This window comes from Halofilum ochraceum (genome assembly GCF_001614315.2).
In the GTDB taxonomy this organism is placed as follows: Bacteria; Pseudomonadota; Gammaproteobacteria; order XJ16; family Halofilaceae; genus Halofilum; species Halofilum ochraceum.
This window is the reverse complement of sequence record NZ_LVEG02000008.1, coordinates 66495-82525: the sequence shown is the minus strand read 5'-3', so window position 1 is coordinate 82525 and position 16031 is coordinate 66495. Positions and strand designations below refer to the sequence as shown.

Below are 16031 nucleotides of genomic sequence, written 5' to 3'. Positions count from 1 at the left end.
GGCGGAGGACGCAGGCAATGCAGCTCGAAGTCCTCAAACGCTTCGACGATGTCGAACCGGCCGAATGGAATGCGCTTGCCGGCGAGTTCCCGTTCCTGCGCCACGAGTTCCTGAGCGCGCTCCAGCGTCATGGCTGTATCGGGCGCGACTATGGCTGGATTCCGTACTTCCTGCTGCTGCGCGACGGCCCGGAAGGTGCGCTCCTGGCAGCGGCGCCGACTTTCCTCAAACTCAATTCGTTCGGCGAGTTCGTATTCGATTTCGCGTGGGCCGAGGCCTATGAACGCCACGGACTGCGTTACTACCCCAAGCTCGTCGCCGCCGCTCCCTACACGCCGGCCACCGGGCCTCGGCTGCTGGTCGCGCCGGGACAGGAGCGCGAGCGGGTCGCGGCCACGCTCGCGGCGGCAGTGCGCGAGCAGGCGGAGGAGCTCGGGGTCTCCAGTCTGCACTGGCTGTTCCCGGTCGAGCACGACCTGGAGACCCTGAGCGCGGACGGCCTGTTGATCCGCGACGATATCCAGTATCACTGGACCAACGATGGCTATGCCGATTTCGATGCCTTCCTGGAGGCGTTCACCAGCCGCAAGCGGAAAAAAGCCCGCCGAGAGCGCCGCCGCGTGCAGGAACAGGGCATCGAGATCGTCCGGCGCCACGGATCGGACATGGACGCCGAGGAGTGGACCCTCGCCCATCACTTCTATGCCGCGACCTTCGAAAAGAAGTGGAACATCCCGGTCCTGACGCGCGACTTCTTCGCCGAACTGGGACGAACGATGGGCGATCGGATCATCGTCGTGTTCGCCCGCATCGCCGGGCGGACCGTGGCCGCGGCCATCCTGTTCCGGGGCGGCGACACCCTCTACGGACGCTACTGGGGCTGCGATGCCGATTTCCACAGCCTCCACTTCGAACTCTGCTACTACCAGGGTATCGAGTACGCGATCGAACAGGGCCTGCAGCGGTTCGAACCCGGCGCGCAGGGCGAGCACAAGATCGCCCGCGGCTTCCTGCCGACCTGGACCCACTCCGCGCACTGGATCGCGGAACCCGCATTCCGCGATGCGATCGCGGACTACCTGGACCGGGAGCGGCAACTACTCGCCGCCCACTTTCGCGAATTGGCATCCGGCTCTCCCTTCCGTGATCGGGACGACGGGGGCTAACCGCGCGATCCCACCCGAGCCGCAACGGTGGCATCCTGTCCCCGCCATGCAGACGATCCGTGACCGATGCCCATAGCCCTGCTACCGCACGACGATGACAGCGTCCCGTTCCCCGCGGTCGATACCGCCGCGCGCGAGCCGAACGGACTGCTCGCCGTTGGCGGCAGCCTGCGACCACGGCGGATGCTGGATGCCTATCGCCATGGGATTTTCCCGTGGTTCGGTCACGGCGAGCCGATTCTCTGGTGGTCACCCGATCCCCGTTGCGTGATTTTCCCGGACCGCCTGCACGTCTCGCGCCGTCTGCGGCGGACTCTCAGGCGGGAGGTATTCACCGTCACCCGGAATCGGTCCTTCGAGGCGGTCGTACGCGGCTGTGCCGAGCCGCGCGCCGACAGCCCCGGGACCTGGATCGTGCCGGCGATGATCGACGCCTATATCGAACTGCACCGCCTCGGTTACGCGACCTCGTTCGAGTGCTGGCGGGACGGCCGGCTCGCCGGCGGCATCTATGGCGTGCACCTCGGCCGGGTGTTCTTCGGCGAATCGATGTTCAGCCGCGCGACGGATGCCTCCAAGGTCGCGTTGACCGCCACCGCGGCCGCCGAAGATGTCGAGCTGATCGACTGCCAGCTGAGCAATCCGCATCTCGAGCGCATGGGGGCCGAAGAGATACCGCGCGCGCATTTCCGGACGCTGATCGCGCGCCTCGGTGTCCCCGACGCCTGAAGTCATCCGCCTGTCACGCGGCGCGGGCACACTCACTCCCGGATCCGTTGCAGCAACTGCGGTTACGGGAACGCTGATGGACGAATACATCGACGAACTGCTCGACGAGCGCGCGCCGTTGCGCGAACCACTGAGTGATGAACCGGACGAGGAAGGCTTCGAACTCTGATCCGGCCGCGGCTGGCTGCAGCGCGATCGGCGTGGCAGGATTCGCTGTCCCTCGACGGCACCACCGGTACGCGTATGAATCTCTGGCTGCGACTGCTCCTGCTCCATCTGACCCTCAAGCGCCAATCGCGGGTCGATCTGCTTGAAGAGGTGGTGCTGGACCTCCGCGTCTGGCCGACGGACCTCGACATCCAGCGCCACATGAACAATGGCCGCTACCTGTCGGTGATGGATCTCGGCCGCTATGCACTCATGGCGCGGACCGGCCTGCTGGGTGTCGCCACGCGGCAGCGCTGGATGCCCCTCGTCCGGGGTCTCGAGATCGAATACTTCAAGCCCCTGATGCCGTTCCAGCGTTTCCGCCTCCATACCCGGCTCGCCGGCTGGGACGAAAAGTGGCTCTACCTGGAGCAACGCTTCGAGACCGATGAGCGCGTCTGCGCCAGCGCCCGCATCCACGGCCTCCTGCGCGGCCGCGATGGCAATATCGCCCCGGACCGCTTGCTGCAGGCACTGGGCGAGGGGCATCGCGAATCCCCCCGGACGCACGACCGGCCGTGCCCGCCAGTCACGGCCCGCGCCACACCCCGCATGCGTTGAGGGCGTGCTACGCTCGGCGGGTCGGCCCGATGGCCGATCCGTTACCACCGATCAGAAGAGGACCCCGCCGTGAAATTCGAGACCCGTGCCATCCATGCGGGCTACGCGCCCGATCCGACCACCCATGCCGTGGCGGTGCCGATCTACCAGACGACTTCCTACGCGTTCGACGACACCCAGCACGGCGCCGATCTGTTCGACCTCAAGGTGCAGGGTAATATCTACACCCGCATCATGAATCCGACCAATGCGGTGCTGGAACAGCGGGTGGCCGAACTCGAGGGCGGCATCGGCGGACTGGCGACGGCTTCCGGCATGGCCGCGATCACCTACGCGATCCAGACGATCGCACGCGCCGGCGACAATATCGTCACCACCAGCCAGCTCTACGGCGGCACGTACAACCTGTTCTCCCACAGCATGCCGGCCATTGGCATCGATGTCCGCTTCGCCGGTCATGACGATTTCGACGGCCTCGCCGGCCTGATCGATGAGCGCACCAAAGCGCTGTTCTGCGAGACCGTGGGCAACCCCTCCGGCAACGTGGTCGACATCGCGCGCCTCGCGGAGATCGCGCACGCGGCCGGCATCCCGCTGATCGTCGACAACACGGTGCCGACGCCCTACCTGTGGCGGCCGATCGAGCATGGCGCCGATATCGTCGTCCATTCCCTGACCAAATACATGGGCGGGCATGGCACCACCGTCGGCGGCTGCGTAGTCGATTCCGGCAACTTCCCGTGGACCGAGCACGCCGCGCGTTACCCGATGCTGACCGAGCCCGATCCCTCGTACCACGGTGTGGTCTTCACAGACGCCGCGGGGCCCGCCGCCTACATCACCCGCTGCCGCGTCGGCCCGCTGCGCAACACGGGCGCCGCCCTGTCCCCGTTCAATGCCTTCCAGATCCTGCAGGGGATCGAAACGCTCGCGCTGCGCATGGAGCGCCACTGCGACAACGCCCAGGCCGTGGCGGAACACCTGCGCGCCCATGGCGAGGTCACCTGGGTGAAGTTCGCCGGCCTCGAGGACAGCCCCGACCACCCGCTGGCGAAGCACTACATGGATGGGCGCGCCGCCTCGATCCTGTCGTTCGGTATCGAGGGCGGCCGTGACGCCGGTGCCAGGTTCATCGATGCCCTGCAGCTGATCACCCGGCTGGTGAACATCGGCGACGCCAAGACGATCGCCTGTCACCCGGCGACCACCACGCATCGCCAGCTCGATCCGGATGAACTCGAGAAGGCAGGCGTCAGCCAGGACATGGTGCGCTTCTCGGTCGGGATCGAGCATATCGACGACATCCTGGCCGATATCGACCAGGCGCTTGCCGCGGCCCGCGCCTGACCGCGACCAGGAGCGGCGGCGGCACGATTCGTGACCGCCGCCGGTCCCTGCGACTATCATGGGTGCGGTACAGTCCACCGCGGAGGTGCAGCATGGACGAGGAACTCTTCAACAAGCAGATGCGCGGCTTCCTCAAGAAAGTCGGCATCACGTCGCAGCGGGAGCTCGAAAAAGCGGTCTACGAGCGCGTTGGTGACGGCCGCCTGCAGGGCAACGAAAGCCTGCCGGCCTCGGTTGTCCTGCGGGTCCCGGAACTCGATCTGGAAGTGACGATCGACGACGAGATCCGTCTCGAATAGCAGCCGTCGAGGGGCGTGATCATGGATGACGCGGAATTCCGCTCTCTGCATCGCCGCGAACTGGCGGATGACCGCATCAATGGCGCCAGCCAGCTGGCGCGCAAGGCCCTCGACAGCCTGGCGGAATTCTCCGGGAGCTGCTCGGCCGACGAGCCTGATGAACTGCAGGAATCGCTACTCGAGTTCGCCGAGGAACTGCAGTATGCCCGCCCCAACATGGCCCCGATCCACAACCTGGTCGAGCGCTGGGCGGATCGGGTCGCCGGCCTGGAGCCCGCCACGACCGAGGAACTGCGTCGTGACGGCGCCACGATCGCCCAGGAGCTTTCCGACGGGTCGATCCACGCGGTGGCGGCCGCCGCTCATGAGGCGGCGCGTCTGATCGGCCCCGGCGCGACCATCATCACCCACTCCCTCAGTTCGACCGTGCTGGAGGCCTTCCGCGCGCTCGCCGCGGCCGACGTCAGCGCCATCGTGACCGAGTCCCGCCCGGGGCTCGAGGGCCGCAACCAGGCCCGCTACCTGGATAAGGCGCGCGTCCCTGTCAGCTTCATCACCGATGCCCAGCTCGGCCACTTCAGCCGGATCGCCGACGTCGCCCTCGTGGGCGCGGATACCCTGCTGGGCGATGGCGCCCTCGTGAACAAGGCCGGCACCTATCTGCTGGCCCTGGCCGCGCGTGACTGCGGGATCCCGTTCTATGTCTGCTGCGAGAGCTTCAAACAGGTCCCGTACGGCGCGGCCTCGTTCGAGCTGGAGACACTCGACCCGGGCGAACTCGACGCGCCGCGCGGCCGCTACATCACCCCACTCAACGTCTATTTCGATATCACGCCGGCCCGCCTGATCGACGCATGGATCGACGAAACCGGCGTCCGCTACGCCGCCCGCGCCGACAGCGACCAAGATTAACTCCATTTCTGCGTTTTCTGCATATCTTCCTGTTTATAAACGTTTTACATGAGCCCGATCGGGTTCAATAGCGGACAAAAGCCGCGCAGCGAATGTATCGTTCCACGCATCAACTATTGTTGAACTTATACGTGTAACTTATTGTTTTTTCGTTTCTATTAGGCGGAACACCGAAGTCTTTTCCGGAGATCACCCGCAAAAACGTTCAAAACGTCCAGTGGCCGCAATTACGGCCGTTGACCCTTGGCCGCGCCCATGCCGGCATTGGTACAGGGGCCATCGGCCACTACAATCACAGGGCCACGCTCAGGAGCCGCCCCCATGCCGCAACCGATCGCCATCCCCGCCCTGTCGGACAATTACGTCTGGCTGATCCGATCCGACCACGGCAGCAACTGCGCGATCGTCGATCCCGGCGAAGCCGGCCCCGTGATCGAGGCGATCCGCAGGGAGGGCCTGGACCCCGTGGCGGTCCTGATTACCCACCGCCACCATGACCATGTCGGCGGTCTGAAGGAGATCCGTTCGGCCTGGCCCGACATCCCCGTCTACGGCCCCGCCAGCGAACCGGTCGACGGCGTCACGGAAGCGGTCGAGGACGGCGCCCGGGTGGAACTGGAGGGGCTCGACCTCGAGCTCGACGTGATCGCGACGCCGGGGCACACGCTGGGCCATGTCGTGTTCCATGGCGGGGGCCTGCTGATCTCCGGCGATACGCTGTTCGCTGGGGGCTGTGGGCGCGTCTTCGAAGGCACGAACGACCAGATGCACGCGTCGCTGGAACGACTGTCCGAACTGCCCCGCCAGACCGTCTGCTGCTGCGGGCATGAATACACGCTGGCGAACCTGGAGTTCGCTCTTGCCGTGGAACCGGACAACGCGGCCCTGGTCCAGCGCCAGCACGATGCCCGGGCCCTGCGCGACGCGGGCCGGCCCACGGTCCCCTTCGAACTCGGCGACGAACTGCGTACCAATCCCTTCATGCGCTGCCAGGAACCGACCGTCCACCAGGCCGCCGAGGCCCACGCCGGCCGCGAACTCGAAACCCCGGCCGAGGTATTCGGGGTCCTCCGCGACTGGAAAAACGACTTCTGAGCGTTGGACGCGGGCCGGCCTTGCGCGGTCCGCGGCCATGGATACCGGCCCGGGACATGTCACCGCGCAATCCCGGCACTCCCCGGCGGCGGGCGACGGTGCATGTCACGAATGCGAGGGGCACCGGGAAAGACCGGCCTACACGGCAACCTCAGCCCTCAGCCCTCAGCCCTCAGCCCTTGGCCCTTGGCCCTCTCCCTTCGCCCATCTCAGCGCGACGGAATCGCCCCGCGAAACCTGCTAGAGTTTTCGCATTCCCCGGCGAGAGGGCCCGGAAATGGACTTCTTCACATTCCGCAATCGCGACGGGAAAGACGACTACGAAGACCCGCGCCGTGCGTTCCTGGTCAAGGCGCTCACCATGGGGGTGTTCGCGCTCGGCGGTCCCCTCGCCTGCTCCCGCGCCCTGACGCGGCCAGCGGACGAAGACCGGATCCTTGCACCTGGGCGCTCGATCTATCGCGTCCGCGGCGATGTCCGTGTCAATGGCGAACCCGCCGATCGCCGGACCCGCATCGACCCGAACGCCAGGATCGAGACCGGCAGCAATGCGGAACTCGTGTTCGTCGTCGGCAAGGATGCATTCATCCTGCGGGGGAACAGCACGCTGGAACTGTCCGCGCTGGGGGTCGCGGTCGCGAGTAACGGCTTCCCCGCCGGCATCGGCATCGCCTCGGCGCGAGCCTCGATCCTCGGCGGCCTGCGGCTGCTCTCCGGCCGTCTACTGTCCGTGTTCGGCGCGCGCGGACCGGATGAGCCCCTTCGGATCCAGACACTGACCGCAACCATCGGTGTGCGGGGCACGGGGATCTATGTGGAGTCCGAATCCGACCGCAGCTACGTCTGCACCTGTTACGGGGCAACCCGGCTCGCCGCCGTCGGCGATCCGGCCAGCCGGGAATCGGTGACGTCCGAATACCACGATGCACCCCGTTACATCCTGGGCGATGGCGCCACGGGACACCGGATCGAACATGCGCCCGTGATCAACCACACGGACATGGAGCTTATCCTGATCGAGGAACTGGTGGGGCGGATCCCCCCGTTCGCCGCCCCGGGCGCGAACTTCAGGCGTCCACCCGGCGCGAGCCCGTACTGATCCGGGCACACCGGAATGTCCGTTTTCGATCAGGCGGCACTTACGCGGCGCCCCGTCAGCGCCGGGGTCGTTCGGCCACCCGGTCGCGCAGATACACGGGAAGGGCCCGCTCTGCCGGCACCGCCTCACCCGCGGTGTACGCCGCCGTGGCAGCGGGTAACAGGTCGCGCGCCGCCGGCAGGGCGTGGCCCAGGCAGGCCTCGAGTGCGTCGCCGACACGCTCGGTGAGGCTGTCTTCGTAACGGGCCCATCCGGTACCGGCCCCGACCCATCCCCCGCCTGACGGTAACGGTACCGCCGCGGGGCTGGCGACGCATTCTTCGTCAGCCGCCCGCATGACACCCCCATCATCGAGCGCCCAGCCACCCCAATACACCTCGCCCATGCGCGCATCCAGCGCGGCGAGGACGCGGCGATGGCCGGTGCGGCGATGGACGCCCTGCGCGATGGCCGCCAGCGTGGAGACCGGGACGACCGGCCGATCCAGTGCGGCGGCCATGCCCTGGACGAGTGCGGTCGCGATACGCACGCCGGTGAAGGCACCGGGACCCCGCCCGAATGCGATGACATCAAGATCGGCGGCGACGATACCGGCCTCTTCGAGCACGGCGTCGACCATGCCCAGCACGCGATCACCGTGCTCGCGCGGTGCCTCCACCCAGCGCTCGAATACGCCGTCAGGGGTCTGCACGGCAACCGAACAGGCCTCGGTCGCGGTATCGATGGCAAGAAGTCTCATGCGCCACCGGTCTCCGGCACCGGATCGAAGAACCGTTCCACATCCGCGAGATCGCGCGTGCGCCCCATCGGCGGCAGGCTGTTGAGGAATACCCGGCCGTAGCCGCGCGAGTGCAGACGCGGGTCGCAGAGCATCAGTACGCCGCGGTCATCGACCCCGCGGATCAGCCGGCCGGCACCCTGTTTGAGGGCGATCGCGGCCTGCGGCAACTGATACTCGCCAAACGGGTTGCCGCCGGCGGCGCGCAGCGCATCGAGGCGTGCCTGTACGACCGGATCGCCCGGGGCCGCAAACGGCAGTTTATCGATGATGACGCAGGACAGGGCCTCACCGGGCACGTCCACGCCTTCCCAGAAACTCGCCGTGCCCAGCAGCACGGCCGATGACTCGCGCCGGAAGCGTTCGACCAGTTCATGCTTCGGCTGCTCGCCCTGCACCAGGATCGTATGCCGCCCTTCGCCGCGCAGCCGCTCCGCCGCCTGATGCAGTGCGCGATAACTCGTGAACAGGAAGAACGCGCGCCCGCCGGAGGCAGCCAGTACCGGACGCGCGGCCTCCAGAACCGCCTCCGTGTAGCCGGGATGCGACGGTTCCGGCAGCCCTCGGGGCAGATACAGCAGCGCGTTCCGCGCGTAGTCGAAGGGGCTGTCCACGAGGATCTCTTCGGCCTCATCCAGACCCAGGCGGCGCCGGAAATGGTCGAAACGCCCGTCAACCGACAGCGTCGCCGAGGTAAACAGCCACGCCGCCGGCCACTGATTCATCAGACGCGCGAACCGCCCGGCGATATCGAGCGGCGTCAGCGCCAGCGCGAAACCGGTCCGCCAGGTCTCGAACCACTGGACCAGGCCCGCATCGGCATCGGGCTCGAGCCATTCGTTGAGCAGCTTCGAGAGTTCACGTGCGCGCCGCGCACATTGCTCGAGGCCACGACCCCGCTCGGCCTGACCGGCCAGCTCGCCTTCCAGGGCCTCGACGGCGTCGCGCAGTCCGGCCAGTGCGTCGGTCACGCCCGGATCCCCGGCCACCTCGGACCAGCTCGCCCGCCGCGCCTCGCTGCCGAGCGCGAGTCGGAAGTCGCGGGCGGCCTGCTCGAGCGCCTCGGCCGCGTCCCGGATCCAGCCGGCATCGGCCGCCTCGCGCAGATGCTCGGCGATCGAATCGCGCGCGAGTTCCTGGATGTGGCGTGCACTGATGCGCTGGCCGAAGAAATTGGTCGCCGTATCGGGTAGCTGGTGCGCCTCGTCCAGGATGAACGCGTCGGCACTCGGCAGCACTTCACCGAAACCGCTCTCCTTCAGCGCCATATCGGCAAACAGCAGATGGTGATTGACCACGACCACATCCGCCTCCTGCGCCGCCTTGCGCGCCTGCAGGACGTGGCAGTCGCGGTAGAGCGGGCACTCCTGGCCGAGGCAATTCTCGGCGGTCGAGGTCACATACGGCCAGATCGGCGAGTCCTCGGGGACATCGGTGATCTCCGCGATATCGCCCGTCTGCGTCCGGCGCGCGGCCGCGCGCACGCGCTCCAGTTGTGCGGCCATCTCGGGCCTGCGGGTGAGCGGAACCCCATCCGCCAGTTCCATCCGGTGCAGACACAGGTAGTTCGAGCGGCCCTTGAGCAGCGCGGCCCGTACCGGTGTGCCGAGCGCGCGGCGCACGCGCGGGAGGTCACTGTGGAAGAGTTGATCCTGCAGGTGGCGCGTGCCGGTGGAGACGATGATCTTCTCCCCGCGGGTCAGCGCCGGCACCAGATAGGCGAAGGTCTTGCCCACGCCGGTCCCGGCCTCGCCGATCAGCGCCCCGCCCTCGATGAGCGTGCGCTCGAAGGCATCGGCGAGGGCCTGCTGACCGGGCCTCGGGGCAAACCCGTCGATCGAGCGCGCGATGGGGCCATCCGCGCCGAGCGCCTCACCCGCCGACGTCATTGGGCGCCGTCATCCCGCCCCGATGCCACCGCCGTGCGATCGCGGACGACGATGGCCTCGTGATCGAGGCGCTCGCGGATGCGCGCGGCGAGCTGTGCGGCCTCCGCGCGGCTGGCGGCGGGACCGACCCTCACCCGGTGGAAGCGCCGTTCATCGACCGTCACCGTGCGGATAAATGCCGGGAAGCCTTCGGCGTCCAGACGCGCCCGCACCGCGTCCGCCGTGGAAGCACGCGTGAAACTGCCTGTCTGAACAGCCCACTCGCCTGCCGGTGGCCGCTCCGGTTCCACGGGCGTCACACGTTCGGACGCGGCCGCCGCGGATCGCCCGCCATCCGGTGTGATCAGTTCATAGCCGGGAGGCAGTTCGAAGTCCGCACCGATGGCCGCCTCCCGGTCGACCTCGAATGCGGCCAGTTCGACGCGTTCCGCGATCGCGTCCGGCGGCAGGGTCGCGGTGTCCGCGGACGACGCTGCCCGATCGCGGGCCTCGTCCTGCGCCGCCACGGCTGGATCGTCGGCGTCAGGGCGTCCGTCGCCGCCGCGGGCCTGCCCACCACGCAACCCATCGGCTTTCTCCCGCGCTTCGCGCGCACCCGCCTCATCCCCGCGCCTTTTGCGGGCCTCGGCGATCAGAAGCCAGTTGCGGTAGCGCAGCAGGCGCCGATCACCGGCCAGGGCATTCGATTTGGCGGCCAGATTCTCGGCCACGGCGAAATCTTCCTGGCGCAGACGCATTTCGGCCAGGCGGCTCCAGAGGACGGGATCCTCGGGGGCGACCCGCAACGCACGTTCGAGCGCCTCGATGGCATCGCCGGTCCGGTTCTCGCGGCGCGCCTCCTCCGCCTGATCCCAAAGCATCGCCACGGCGCGGTTGTCCACCTCATGGCGTACCGACTTGTCCGTGTCGAGCGGGCCCTCGTCGGCCGGCGCCCCTTCATCAGCGTCGCGCGACGGGCCGGTGCCGGCGCAGCCGGCCAGCAGGAGAACGATCAACGGAATCAACAGGCGCGATTTCATCGGGCATCCCTCGAACGCCCCGTATCCCACAGGGATCCGGGCTCACAGCGGCGCGCCCGCTCAGGCACCGAGCCTTCGATAAACGGCAGGCGGAGCGCTTCGTCGCAGTCCTCCGGCAGGCTGTACCCGGAAGCGGGATCGACCGGCACTTCGACGATGCCCGGCGGTGGCGTCGAGCGGCGTTGCACCACGGACAGTTGCCCCATCATATCGGCCCAGACACGCAGCGCGCCAGCACTGCCCGTCAGGCCGGCCGGACGATTGTCGTCGCGCCCGACCCAGACCACGCCCACACGCCGCCCATCGAAACCGGCGAACCATGAATCGCGCAGTTCATCGGTGGTGCCCGTCTTGCCCGCCACACGCCGTCCCGGCAACAGATGCCGCAGCGCGCGTGCGGTCCCTTCCTGAGCGACTCGCTCCATGGCGGTATTGACCAGGTACGTCGGGGCCGGATCGAGCGCCTGGCGCACGTCGATCGAATCCTCGCTGAGCGTTTCGCCGTCACCCGACTGCACCGCCGAGATCGTGGACAGCGGGGTGTCGAAACCGCCGGCCGCGAAGGTCTGATACATCCGGGCCACCTGCAGCGGGGACAACGACGTCGAGCCGAGCAGATCGGCCGGCATCAGCGAGCCCGCCGCGCGGATGCGCAGGCGCTCCAGGGTTCGACCGACCGCCGGCAGGCCGAGATCCATACCCAGCCGGGCCGTCGCCGCGTTGTAGGAATGCACGAGTCCGTCAATCAATGGTACCTCGCCATGGAACTCGCCGGAGTAGTTTTCCGGCTCCCACACCGGGCTGCCGGTGCGCTCGATCCGCAGCGGCTCGTCGCGCAGGGGCGTAATCAGGGTGTACTCATCAGGCCGCTCCAGCGCGGTGTAGTACACGGCCGGCTTGATCAACGACCCCACCGAGCGACGCGCGGACAGCGCCCGGTTAAAGCCGGAACGATCGCCTGCCCGATCGCCGACGATGGCGCGGACGGCGCCATTGTCATATTCAGCGACCACGACCGCGCCCTGCAGTTGCTCCCCGCCTTCATCGAGGCGATCGAGGCGCTCTGACAACGCCCGTTCCGCCGCCTTCTGGACGACGGGATCCAGATGGGTGAATACGCGCAGCCCGGCCTCCCGCAGTGCCTCCTCGTCATAATTGCGGGCGAGTTCGCGACGGACGAGATCCAGATAGGCGGGATAGGTGTGGAGGCGCACGGCGTCGCGATCGACCACGCCGAGGGGGGCGTCCATGGCCGCCTCGACCCGCTCGCGTTCCACGGTATCGGTACGGGCCAGCAGGCGCAGCACGGTATTCCGGCGTTGGCGGGCCCGCTCGGGATGCGCGCGCGGGTCGTAGTACGACGGCCCTTTGACCATACCGACCAGCAACGCGATCTCCGGGAGCTCCAGCTCACCGAGCGGGCGATTGAACCAGAATCGGGCGCCGAGACCGAAACCGTGAATCGCGCGCTTGCCATCCTGACCCAGATAGACCTCGTTGAGATAAGCACCGAGGATCTGATCCTTGCTGTAGTGCCACTCCAGTGAAAGCGCCATCAGCGCCTCGGTGAACTTCCGTCCGAGTGTCTGCTCGTTCGACAGGAAGAAGTTCTTCACCAGCTGCTGGGTCAGGGTGCTGCCGCCCTGGACGGTACGCCCCGCGCGTAGATTCGCCAGCGCCGCACGCAGAATGGCCGACGGCTGGACACCGACATGGGAGTGAAAATCCTGGTCCTCGACTGCAATCAGTGTCTCCGTCAACAGCGGCGGCGTATCCTCGAGGCGGACGAGGACCCGGTCTTCGCGGCGCCCGGGATAGACGCTGCCCATCCGTTCGGGCTCGATGCGTGCGAGGGCCGGACGCCCGGTTGCCGTATCGACGCGCGCGATTTCCTCACCCTCAAACCGGACGGTAAGACGCCGTGCCGGCTCCTGACCGTCCGGCCAGGCGAATGGACGCGTGTGGAGTTCGACTGTATTGCCGTCGACGTGATAGCGGCCCGGGCGCGACGTATCCGCCGTGCGCCGGTACCCCGCTGCCTCCAGATGCCGAACGACGGCCGTGCGCCCGATGTCGCGGCCATCGTGGATTTCCAGCGGGCGCGTGTAGACGTGCGCGGGCACCCGCCACTGCGTCTGGCCGAACTGGGCCCGGACCCGCATATCGAGCAGGACGAAGGAAGTCGCGCCGAACGCGAGGCCCACGCCGACGAGCAACAGCAACCACGGACGCAGGCGCGCGAGCCAGCCACGACGGCGGGTCGGGGAACGACGGCGAGGGGAACGTTTACGGGCAGCCACAGCGGGCGCATGTTGCCACAGGAGGCCGGGACACGCACCGATTGGCTCGGCTACGCGGCACGAAAAAACCCGCCCGGGACCCCGGGCGGGTCGAAAACGCTTCCGGGGCGGACTCGATCAGTTCTCGTCCTTGATATCGATCCGCCGCGACGTCTCGCGGGACTCCTCGGTCTTCGGCAGTTTGACGGTCAACACGCCATCGCTGAACCGGGCCGCGATCGAGTCGTGATCGACACTCTCCGGTACCCGGAAGCTGCGGCGATAGGCACCGTAACTGCGCTCGCTGAGATAGTACCCCTTGCGCTCGTCCTCACGTTCATCGCGGCGTTCGCCGGAGATCGTGAGGATCCCGTCGGAGTAATCCACCGCGACATCATCTTTCTTCATGCCCGGCAGATCGACCTGCAGTTCGTACGCCTCATCCGTCTCACTGAGATCCGCGCGACCGAAGGACTCGAGTCCGCCCTCTGCCAATGCATTCTCCAGCAGTTCGAACGGATCGCGGCCGAACGGGTCGAAAGCGGCCAGATCCCCGGTCCGCCGACCGCCGGCCGGTGCGACTCCACGCCCGCCGAAGCGATCGAACAGGCGATTCATCTCGCTGCGGAGCGAGGACAGGCCGCCCCCGCGAACCGGGACCTCGCGATCCGTCTGCCGTTCGGGCATACGGCTTACGTTTTCGTTGCTGCGCACCATGGTTATCACCTCCCGTTTGAATCGTCCACGGATACCAGCGGGCCGCGGGACGCCGCTGGCGTTCGCCCGCAACCCGTATTGATATATGGGAGAAATCCATGGGCCTTTCAAGAGAGTGCCAGGCCGGAGCCGGTGCGTGCGTTTCAGTAGGGGAATCAGCAGCGGGACCGGCAACCGATGGGCCCCGATCCCACCGGGTAACCGCGGAACGTCACGGGATCACTCCCATTCGATCGTCGCGGGGGGTTTGCCGGAGATATCGTAGACGACCCGAGAGATACCGCCGATCTCGTTGATGATCCGCCGCGACACGTGATCCAGGAATTCATACGGCAGGTTCGCCCAGTGCGCGGTCATGAAATCGACGGTTTCCACTGCCCGGAGAGCGACCACGTACTCGTACGCACGCCCGTCGCCGACGACCCCGACGGATCTGACCGGCAGGAACACCGCGAACGCCTGCGAGACGCGGTCGTAGAAACCGTGGCGCTCGAGTTCCTCGATGAAAATCGCGTCGGCCCGGCGCAGCAGATCCGCATATTCCTTGCGGACCTCGCCCATGATCCGCACCCCGAGCCCGGGACCCGGGAACGGGTGGCGGTACACCATATCCGCCGGCAGCCCCAGTTCCACCCCGATTCGCCGCACCTCGTCCTTGAACAGTTCCCGCAGCGGCTCGACCAGCTTCAGGTTCATGTGCTCCGGCAGACCGCCGACGTTGTGATGCGACTTGATCACATGCGCCTTGCCGGTATTGGTACCCGCCGACTCGACCACGTCCGGATAAATCGTCCCCTGGGCGAGATACGCCGCGTTGCGGAACTTCTTCGCCTCCTCGTCGAAGATGGCGATGAACTCGTTGCCGATGATGCGGCGTTTTTCCTCGGGGTCATCGACGCCCTCGAGCCGGTCGAGGAATCGGTCTTCGGCATCAATGCGGAACACGCGGATGCCGAAGTGTTCGGCGAAGGTCGCCATGACCTTGTCGCCCTCGCCCAGACGCAGGAGCCCGTTATCGACGAATACGCACGCGAGCTGATCCCCGATCGCGCGGTGCAGCAACGCCGCCACCACCGAGGAATCGACCCCGCCAGAAAGACCCAGGATGACCTCGCCGTCGCCGACCTGTTCCCGGATGCGCGCGATGGCGTCATCGATGATATTGCCGGCGGTCCAGAGCCCATCGCAGCCGCAGATGGTGCGCACGAAGCGCTCCAGGACCCGCCCGCCCTGCGGCGTATGGGTGACCTCCGGGTGGAACTGCAGACCGTAGAACGCGCGCTCGTCATCGGCCATCCCGGCCAGCGGCGCGTTGTCCGTCTCGGCGATGGTGCGGAAGCCCTCCGGCAGACGCCCCACCCGATCGCCGTGGCTCATCCAGACATCAAGCAATCCCTCGCCGCGCGGACCGGCGTGATCCTCGATGTCCTTGAGCAGCCGCGAATGGCCCCGCACGCGCACCTGCGCATAACCGAACTCGCGCTCATGCCCGGTCTCGACGCTGCCGCCCAGCTGCGCCGCCATGGCCTGCATGCCGTAACAGATCCCCAGCACCGGCACGCCGAGATCGAATACGGCATCGGGCACCCGCGGCGGCTCATCCCCGACCACGGACGCGGGACCGCCCGAGAGGATCACGCCGCGCGGATTGAATTCGCGCAGCTTGGCGTCGTCCCAGTCCCAGGGATGGATCTCGGAATACACCCCGAGCTCCCGGATCCGCCGCGCGATCAGTTGCGTGTACTGCGAACCGAAATCGAGAATCAGGATGCGCTGGTCGTGGATATCGGACATGGGACGAAGGCTTCCGGGTCAGGGGGTGGTACAGGTGCTCATGTGTGAAAAGAACCACGAATGAACACGAATGAACACGAATGGCTCCGGGGCAGCATCCGAGTTTGGTGGAGCTGCGCTGACACCACGCACCGCTGCCG

The 16031-nt window shown here is 67.2% G+C and carries 14 protein-coding genes; 8 read left to right on the top strand and 6 right to left on the bottom strand.

Annotation, left to right across the window (positions count from 1 at the left end; translation table 11 throughout):
* The first annotated feature begins 17 nt into the window (after window positions 1-17).
* The 8 genes from A0W70_RS09870 to A0W70_RS09835 all read left to right on the top strand — a co-directional run bounded on the left by A0W70_RS09870 (window position 18) and on the right by A0W70_RS09835 (window position 7415).
* Window positions 18-1166: a GNAT family N-acetyltransferase gene (locus tag A0W70_RS09870; RefSeq protein WP_067562058.1), complete on the top strand. Its 1149-nt coding sequence runs from the start codon at window positions 18-20 to the stop codon at window positions 1164-1166.
* 66 nt (window positions 1167-1232) lie between these two features.
* The gene (gene aat / locus A0W70_RS09865) at window positions 1233-1895 is read left to right on the top strand and encodes a leucyl/phenylalanyl-tRNA--protein transferase (protein WP_067562053.1); all 663 of its coding nucleotides are present in this window, start codon (window positions 1233-1235) and stop codon (window positions 1893-1895) included.
* 243 nt (window positions 1896-2138) lie between these two features.
* Complete coding sequence (locus A0W70_RS09860) at window positions 2139-2663, top strand: acyl-CoA thioesterase (protein WP_067562050.1); 525 nt, start codon at window positions 2139-2141, stop codon at window positions 2661-2663.
* Window positions 2664-2732: 69 nt separating this feature from the next.
* Window positions 2733-4010 (top strand): O-acetylhomoserine aminocarboxypropyltransferase/cysteine synthase family protein, encoded by a 1278-nt coding sequence (locus tag A0W70_RS09855; RefSeq protein WP_067562047.1) that lies wholly within the window; start codon window positions 2733-2735, stop codon window positions 4008-4010.
* Window positions 4011-4102: 92 nt separating this feature from the next.
* A complete protein-coding gene (locus tag A0W70_RS09850) occupies window positions 4103-4309 on the top strand; it encodes a DUF6494 family protein (RefSeq protein ID WP_067562042.1) in 207 nt (68 codons plus the stop codon).
* Between the two features lie 21 nt (window positions 4310-4330).
* Complete coding sequence (locus tag A0W70_RS09845) at window positions 4331-5221, top strand: eIF2B alpha/beta/delta subunit family protein (RefSeq protein WP_067562038.1); 891 nt, start codon at window positions 4331-4333, stop codon at window positions 5219-5221.
* A 321-nt stretch (window positions 5222-5542) separates the two neighbouring features.
* Window positions 5543-6316, top strand: a complete 774-nt coding sequence (gene gloB / locus A0W70_RS09840) for a hydroxyacylglutathione hydrolase (RefSeq protein WP_067562034.1) — start codon at window positions 5543-5545, stop codon at window positions 6314-6316.
* Between the two features lie 277 nt (window positions 6317-6593).
* Window positions 6594-7415 (top strand): FecR family protein, encoded by an 822-nt coding sequence (locus A0W70_RS09835; RefSeq protein ID WP_067562031.1) that lies wholly within the window; start codon window positions 6594-6596, stop codon window positions 7413-7415.
* 55 nt (window positions 7416-7470) lie between these two features.
* Here the strand turns inward: A0W70_RS09835 and tsaB are convergent, their stop codons facing one another.
* The 6 genes from tsaB to guaA all read right to left on the bottom strand — a co-directional run bounded on the left by tsaB (window position 7471) and on the right by guaA (window position 15891).
* The gene (gene tsaB, locus A0W70_RS09830; protein ID WP_067562026.1) at window positions 7471-8154 is read right to left on the bottom strand and encodes a tRNA (adenosine(37)-N6)-threonylcarbamoyltransferase complex dimerization subunit type 1 TsaB; all 684 of its coding nucleotides are present in this window, start codon (window positions 8152-8154) and stop codon (window positions 7471-7473) included.
* On the bottom strand, window positions 8151-10082 hold the full coding sequence (gene yoaA, locus A0W70_RS09825) for a DNA repair helicase YoaA (protein ID WP_067562020.1): 1932 nt from the start codon (window positions 10080-10082) through the stop codon (window positions 8151-8153). The genes tsaB and yoaA overlap by 4 nt, the downstream gene beginning before the upstream one ends.
* Window positions 10079-11101, bottom strand: coding sequence for an SPOR domain-containing protein (locus tag A0W70_RS09820; protein ID WP_067562016.1), 1023 nt, complete (start codon window positions 11099-11101; stop codon window positions 10079-10081). Before A0W70_RS09820 ends, yoaA begins: the two co-directional genes overlap by 4 nt.
* On the bottom strand, window positions 11098-13323 hold the full coding sequence (gene mrcB, locus A0W70_RS09815) for a penicillin-binding protein 1B (RefSeq protein ID WP_175443100.1): 2226 nt from the start codon (window positions 13321-13323) through the stop codon (window positions 11098-11100). The genes A0W70_RS09820 and mrcB overlap by 4 nt, the downstream gene beginning before the upstream one ends.
* Before the next feature lie 195 nt (window positions 13324-13518).
* Window positions 13519-14097 (bottom strand): Hsp20/alpha crystallin family protein, encoded by a 579-nt coding sequence (locus A0W70_RS09810; RefSeq protein ID WP_067562008.1) that lies wholly within the window; start codon window positions 14095-14097, stop codon window positions 13519-13521.
* A 219-nt stretch (window positions 14098-14316) separates the two neighbouring features.
* On the bottom strand, window positions 14317-15891 hold the full coding sequence (gene guaA, locus A0W70_RS09805) for a glutamine-hydrolyzing GMP synthase (RefSeq protein WP_067562004.1): 1575 nt from the start codon (window positions 15889-15891) through the stop codon (window positions 14317-14319).
* Window positions 15892-16031 lie beyond the last annotated feature (140 nt).